The organism is Rhodococcus sp. (in: high G+C Gram-positive bacteria) (assembly GCF_049286785.1).
Taxonomy (GTDB): Bacteria; Actinomycetota; Actinomycetes; order Mycobacteriales; family Mycobacteriaceae; genus Rhodococcus_F.
Genome location: NZ_JBAQEO010000364.1, coordinates 1 through 5,847, shown reverse-complemented (window position 1 = coordinate 5,847; position 5,847 = coordinate 1). Strand labels below are relative to the sequence as shown.

Sequence of the window (5,847 nt, the reverse complement as noted above, 5' to 3'; positions counted from 1 at the left end):
GGGCACACCCCTCAACTCGAAGATCCCGAGGCTGTGCTCGGGCACGTCATGACCTGGGTCCGTAAGCACGGACTCATCGCCGTGTAGTCGCGCAGAGTGGATGTGCCGTGGCCTCCATGATCAGCATTTCGCGTCCGTAACTGCGGGTCGCAAGCCGGACGGACCGATGGAATCCAGTTTCTCGTGCAGCTTCTTGGTCGAGATGCGGTACGAGCTGGGATCGGCCGGAAGCAACCACTGACGGAACCGGGCCATGGGTCCGACATTCACGCCGATCTCGTCGAGCACCTCGTCGACATGCCGCAGTGAGAATGGGATGATGTTGGTTCCTCGGGCGTGTTTACCCTCGGTTCGCTCGATCATCCAGTCAAGTCGCTTCTTGGTGAAAGCGCGACGTGCGTCCAGCGCAGGAAGGTCGGAGCCACCTTTGAGGCAGCTGACCACCCACATCGCAGCAGCCTCCGCACTCAGCGGACTGAACAGCGACGATCCGTAACCGACGAAGAACAGCCGTGGGATGTCGAGCGGCATGATCTGGCGGTACAGCTCGAAGTTGCCGTTTTCATCGGTGAGGCGCCGCTGCAGGTTCTCGGTGAGGAAGGGAACGCGCTGTTTGAATCCGGTGGCACAAATAACAGCGTCCGCCGGACGCACCGTCCCGTCGGACAACTCCACGGTGGGTCGGCCGTCCTTGTCGTAGAGTCCGACGATCACCGCGCCGCGATGAACGTCGATGACACCGTCCCGGGTCTTCTCGTAGAAGTTTTCCGTGGCCAGGCCCACTGCGTGCCGCACGATCCGCTCGAAGGAACCTTCCGGCATCAGTCCGACCTCCTCGAGGAGGAGTTGCCGCCTGGTGATCGCTTCGACCGTGGCCAGCAGTCCATTGCGCAGGAACCGCCCGGATCCGGTGAGGAAGCGTCCGAAGCCGCGTTGCTCGTGATGCTCGAACAGGCCCTCGCTGAGGCGGGTGAGCAGAATGTACTTGTAGTTCACCACGCCGGCGAGTTTGCGAGGCATCTTCCAGGTGGCTTCCCGGGCCACCACCGTCGTCGACCGAGATACCTCGCTCAGCGCCTCGGCGACGTCGCAGGCGGACTTGCCATACCCGACCACCACGATGTCCTTCCCGGCCGCGTCGGCGAGGTCGTGGAAATCCGATGCCGCGCAGACCCTGCCGCCGGCCTGGAGGAACTCCTCGAGTCCCGGATACTCGGGCACAAAGGGATCGCAGAAGATGCCGTTGGCAACGATCAGCTGGTCGAATTGTGCTTCGGTAACGGAGCCGGTATCGGTCTCGCGTACCTGGATCTTCCACCTGCCGGCGTTCTCGTCCAGATCCGCGGCGACCACCTCGCAGCCCAGCCGGATTCGGTGGTCGAGCGCGAAGTGGCGGGAATAGTCGGCCAGATACTGCTGGACCTGCTCGCCGGTCGGCCACTCGGGAAAAGTTGAAGGCATCGGGAAGTCGGAAAAGGCGTAGGTCCCTTTGTTGTTCTGGGTGGTGACGCCCGGGTATCTCCGTGTTCGGCTCCACACACCCCCCACGTCGGGGGTCGAGTCGAAGACGGTCACCTCGAAGCCGAACTCTGTGAGCAGCTTCGCGGAGCACAGGCCGGCAACGCCGGCGCCGATGATGGCGATGGTCATGGGTTCTCCAGCGGGAGGGATGAGAGGTTTGGGGTTGAGAGGGGTGCGCCCTTGCATCAGGTGCCGGTGCGGTGGCGCAGATCGAGTGCAACGTCGGAGGCTCGGGTGGGCGGTCCGGCAGGGGCGCTCAGGTGCGTGCTCCCGAGGTGAATGTGGCCGAGACCGAACCGAGGCCACTGATCGAGGCGGAGTAGCTGCTGCCCGCGGTGACCGGCACCATCGGTCCCAGCGCTCCGGACAGGACGAGCTCCCCTGCCTGCAGTGGCGCGCCGAGTCGGCGGGAGATGTTCGCCAGCCACGCCAGGGCCGCCCAGGGGCTGCCTAGGCAGTCCGCGCCCACCCCGGTCGATACCACGGCGTCGTTCTCGGTCATCGACATCGACACCCCGGCCAGTTCCGGTAGGTCGCCGGCGGGGACGCGCCGGCCGAGGACGTAGAGACCGGACGAGGCGTTGTCGGCGATGGTGTCGCCGAGGGTGATGTCCCATCCCGACACCCGTGAGTCGACGATCTCGAGGGCCGGCGCACCGGCCTCGACGAAGCGGCGGACGGTCACCTCGTCGACCACGGTATCGATGTCCGCGCCCAGTACGAACGCGACTTCGGCTTCGATCCTGGGCTGCAGACACCGCGTGAGATCGACAGGCCCGCCGCTCGAGCAGTCCATGTCAGCGAAGAGCACCCCGAAGTCCGGCTGATCGACGCCGAGTTGGGCCTGTACCGATAGGGACGTCAACCCGATCTTGCGGCCGGAAAGGATCCGACCGGCGTCGACGAACTCGGCGACGATGCGCGACTGGACCGCGTACGCCGTCTCGATGTCGCAGGCGCCGATCATATCTCGCACCGGCGCGCACGGGGTCCGGTCCCGCTCGGCGGCCCTGAGCCGGGCCGCGGCATCTGCGATGCTCCCCGGCCTGCGGCCGGACGGTGGGATCGGTTGCCACTGGTTCGTGGACAGCAGGGGTTCGGCGAGGCCGGGCATCAGACGCGCGTTTCTACCGCGACCCGAGCCTCGCGGAGGAACTGGTCGACGAGGTAGTGGAAGCGGGCCGCGTGCTCGATCTGTGTCCAGTGCCCGCAGTGACCGAACGCGTGCAGCTGGGCATTCGGGATGGTGTGGAACATGTGGAGGGAGGCGTCCAGCGGCACGACGAGGTCTTCTCGACCGTGCAGGATGAGCACCTCATGGGCGATGGCGGCTAGTTGCTCGTCCGGGACGATCTGCGCGTCGAGCCAGCGTTGCCGCGGGGGCGGGAAGACCTTCTCGAATGCCTCCTGGGCGCCCGGCCGGATCGTCGCCTGGTACCGCAGTTCGGCCAGTTCGTCGGTCACCAGTGATCGGTCGTAGGCCATGATGTCCATGATTTTCTTCATGTTTTCCACCGACGGGGTGTATCCCCACAGGGCGTCGAGTTCGTCGGTGAAGTCGATCTGCACGCCGCCGGCGCCCATCAGCACGATCCGGTCGAGTCGGTCGGGGTGGTTGGTGGCGAGATGAAGAGCCAGGCCCCCGCCGAACGAGTTGCCGACCACATGGGCCTTTTCGATGCCGAGGCCGTCGAGCAGGGCCAGAATCTGGTCGATCCAGGTGTCGAAGATGGAGAAGTCGACCGGATCGGGCAGGGAGGTGTATCCGAAGCCCACGAGATCCGGGGCGATCACCCGGAAATTCTCCGACAGCACCGGGATCAGTCCGCGCCAATTTGCCCAGGCGGAGACTCCGGCGCCGGAACCGTGGAGCAGCAGGACCGGATCTCCGGAGCCGACGTCGTGGAAATTGGTGTCGAACATGCCCGTTCGCATGCGTTGTCCGATTTCAGGGTTGGTGGTTTTCGTCATGGTCTTTCCGTTCAGTTCGACAGGGCGGCGAGGATGCCTGACAGCAATTCGTCCTGGATCAGGCTGGGGGAGGGGTAGGCGCGTTTGCTGTGGCTGAGCCCGGTCTGCACGAGCAGTTCGCACATCTTGTAGGCGATGACGCCGGGGTTGAGGACCGGCACTTCGAGCACCTTCTCCAGGTACGCGTGGCTCTGGTGCATGGTCGTCGAGCCGAGGATGATCACGTCCGCACCGTCCTCGTCGATTGCGATTCGGGCCTGCCGCTCGAGCGCCTCGAAGACGAAGTCCTCCTTGCCGGCCAGCAGTTCCGCGGTATTCGGTGGGACACCGATATCGCGCACGGACGCGAGTTTGGCGGTCAGTCCGTGCTCTCGCGCGGCCTTGTGATAGAGCTCATGCCACTGCGGCCACATGGTGATGACAGAGAATTTCTTGCCGAGCAGGGCGGCCAGCAGCATCGAGGCCTGGTTCGGGGCCACCACCGGGACGGTCAGTCTCGAGCGGAGCGCGGCCAGTGCCGAGTCGCTCATCGAGTTGACGCACACGGCGGCATAACCCTGTTCCTCTGCTCGGCATCCAGCTTCGAGCACGAACGCATCCGCCAGGGTGGTTTCGTAGGCGCTGTCGAGGGTTGTGCCGCCGGCGCGGGCGCAGACGAAGACGTTCTCGAACCCGGGATGCATTACCGACGGGGGGATCTGGGCGGCGAAGGCCTCGAGAGCTTCCGGCGGTACCGGGACGGGGACGATGTTCAGGACCTTGTTCATAGGTCGAGTTCCTCTCGGGTTCGGGTGAGCGTGTCGATGACCGCGTAGACGACTGCACGGGTGGCGGTCATGACGTCGCTGACAGAGGCGACGCCCATACCGCCGAGACCCTCGTTGAGTTCGGTGGGTGCGGTGGCGGGTGGCCAGGGGTATCCGATACGGGCGCACGGCACCCCGAGACGGCGGATCAGGGTGCCGTCGGTCTGTCCGCCGAGCAGTGGCGTCGTCTCGTACGGTCGGCCTTCGACTTCTTCCCAGCCGCGGCGGCAGGACTGGATGATCCAGTTATCGGGGTCGGTCATTCCTCCGGGCAGGGATCCGTACATCTCCCAGTCCAGTTCGATGTCGGGGTGCGTGGCGCGGATCCGGTCGACGAGCTGAGCGAACTGGTGTCGGACCTCGGCCGGAGTGGTGCGGGGGTTGACTCGCACGTCGAGGAAGATCTCCGTGGTAGCGGACGGGAAGGCAGGCTTGTCGGGGCTTCCCGATCGCATCGCCGAGATCCATCCCTCGGAGATCGTCGATCCCGAGGTGTTGCGCGCGGTGTACTCGGGGAGCCAGGCCTCGATCTCCTGGACCACCGTGGCCGCGGGCACGATCGACGAACGAAAGCCCGGCGTGCCCCGGCTGATTCCCGCGTAGCCGAACGTTCCACGCACCGACACCTTGAACCAACACATGCCCGGCTCTTCCGGGAACACCGCCCACAAGGGCTTGAACACCACCGCGTGATCAGGCATCGCCCCGTGGGTGAGCAGGTGGAACACGCCGCTGCTCATACCCACGTTGTCGCGGGCACTCATGGTCACGGGCATCCCACCGCCGGCGAATCCGAGAGCGAGATCGCCGCGCAGTGCCACGCCGGAATCGATCACCGCGTGGACGACCTCGGTGAGTCCGGCGACCATGCACTTGGGGTTCGAGGCGCCGAGCCCGATGACCAGGTCATCATTGACCACGGCGTGGGGCAGCATGTCCGGTCGCAACGTGGGGCCCACCCAGGGCACGTCGGCTTCGGGGTCGATGTGGGTGTCGATGGGCGCGTAGAGCAGCAGTCTGCTCCCGCCGCCGGTGCCTCGACGTTCTCCCAGCACGTTGCCGGTGTGTTCGCTCATCGGCTGGTAGTGGGTGTCGATGCCGACGGTCGTGGTCAGGTAATCGGCCATGAATTCCGATGCCTGGCGTTCGCGACCGGTGGGACTGTGGATGTTGATCAAGGAGACGAGCAGATCGCGGAAGCGGTCGGGGTCGAGTCGCTCGCAGACGGCTTCGTACATCGCGCGCCGCTCTGCGTCGAGCGGCACCGTCTGCCTGTGTCCGATCGAGGTGGTCATGGCTGTTTCTCCGGGAGCGGGCACCGCGTGGCGATTCCGAACCGATCGGTCAGGCACGTGGCGAGGTGGACAAGGGACTGGTCGCTGTGGGCGGGCCCGATCAGCTGGATGCCCAGCGGGAGGTGGTCGGTTCCCGTTCCCGTCGGCAACCCCACGGCAGGGACGCCGGCTGTGCTGGCGAGCTTGTTGAAGATCGGATCCCCGGTGCTCGCGAAGCCGGTCGGAGCCTCTCCGGTCGAGGCGAGGGTCAGTAG

Annotated in this window: 5 protein-coding genes and 1 pseudogene; all 6 read right to left on the bottom strand. The window is 65.6% G+C overall.

Features of this window, described 5'->3' with window-relative positions:
- Window positions 1–120: 120 nt before the first annotated feature.
- Window positions 121–1,650, bottom strand: a complete 1,530-nt coding sequence (locus WAW17_RS13560) for a flavin-containing monooxygenase (protein ID WP_422333479.1) — start codon at window positions 1,648–1,650, stop codon at window positions 121–123.
- 127 nt (window positions 1,651–1,777) lie between these two features.
- Window positions 1,778–2,635, bottom strand: a complete 858-nt coding sequence (locus tag WAW17_RS13555; RefSeq protein ID WP_422333478.1) for a 2-keto-4-pentenoate hydratase — start codon at window positions 2,633–2,635, stop codon at window positions 1,778–1,780.
- Window positions 2,635–3,492, bottom strand: a complete 858-nt coding sequence (locus WAW17_RS13550; protein WP_422333477.1) for an alpha/beta fold hydrolase — start codon at window positions 3,490–3,492, stop codon at window positions 2,635–2,637. Before WAW17_RS13550 ends, WAW17_RS13555 begins: the two co-directional genes overlap by 1 nt.
- Window positions 3,493–3,503: 11 nt before the next feature.
- On the bottom strand, window positions 3,504–4,259 hold the full coding sequence (locus tag WAW17_RS13545; protein ID WP_422333476.1) for an aspartate/glutamate racemase family protein: 756 nt from the start codon (window positions 4,257–4,259) through the stop codon (window positions 3,504–3,506).
- On the bottom strand, window positions 4,256–5,593 hold the full coding sequence (locus tag WAW17_RS13540; RefSeq protein WP_422333475.1) for a M20 family metallopeptidase: 1,338 nt from the start codon (window positions 5,591–5,593) through the stop codon (window positions 4,256–4,258). Before WAW17_RS13540 ends, WAW17_RS13545 begins: the two co-directional genes overlap by 4 nt.
- Window positions 5,590–5,847: pseudogene (locus WAW17_RS13535) on the bottom strand (amidase); the annotation flags it as partial. The pseudogene WAW17_RS13535 and the gene WAW17_RS13540, both read right to left, overlap by 4 nt.